The following is a 600-nucleotide window of genomic DNA, read 5'->3' on the forward strand; positions in this document are numbered from 1 at the left end:
CTCGGCGGGCTTGCCCGACCCGACCACCGACCCGTCACTGAGGCGGAGGTAGGTGGGCGACTCGTCGATGACCATGCCCAGCGCGGCTGCGTTGGCGGCGAGGTACTGCGGGGAGCTCAGGCCGGCGACGTCGTCGTACAGGATCTGCTTCTGGTACGTCAGGTCTCGCTGCTGCTGCGTGAGCGACGAGATCTCGAAGGAGCTCTGCGTGGTCAGGATCGAGAGCCCCATCTGCACGAGGGCGATGAGCACCGCTCCCGCCACCGCGATGACGCCGAAGGCGCGGCGGGGTACACGACGCCGTTCGGGGACAGGGACCGCCTGCAGCCGTCGGGGTTCGCGGACGGGGGCGGGGAACTCGGGTTCGATGTCGGCGTGGACAGCCCGGAGATCGATGGCCGGGGATGCGCTCATGCGTCCTCCTTGATTCTCTCGGCCGCACGCAGACGCACGGGGGTGGCGCGCGGGTTCGCCGCGCGTTCTTCGTCGCTCGCCAGTTCGGCGCCGCGCACGAGCAGGCGGAATTTCGGGGCGTGCTCGGGAAGCTCGATCGGAAGCCCCCGGGGAGCGGTGGCTGTCTCTTTATACACATCTCCGAGC

At 69.3% G+C, this 600-nt stretch carries 1 protein-coding gene and 1 pseudogene; both read right to left on the minus strand.

Features of this window, described 5'->3' with window-relative positions; translation table 11 throughout:
• A pseudogene (locus NS220_RS18695) lies at nucleotides 1-414 on the minus strand (hypothetical protein); the annotation flags it as partial.
• Nucleotides 411-600, minus strand: a 190-nt coding sequence (gene mraW, locus NS220_RS18700) for a 16S rRNA (cytosine(1402)-N(4))-methyltransferase (protein ID WP_081323274.1), incomplete at its 5' end; no start/stop codon positions are given. The pseudogene NS220_RS18695 and the gene mraW, both read right to left, overlap by 4 nt.

The organism is Microbacterium testaceum (genome assembly GCF_001476655.1).
In the GTDB taxonomy this organism is placed as follows: Bacteria; Actinomycetota; Actinomycetes; order Actinomycetales; family Microbacteriaceae; genus Microbacterium; species Microbacterium testaceum_C.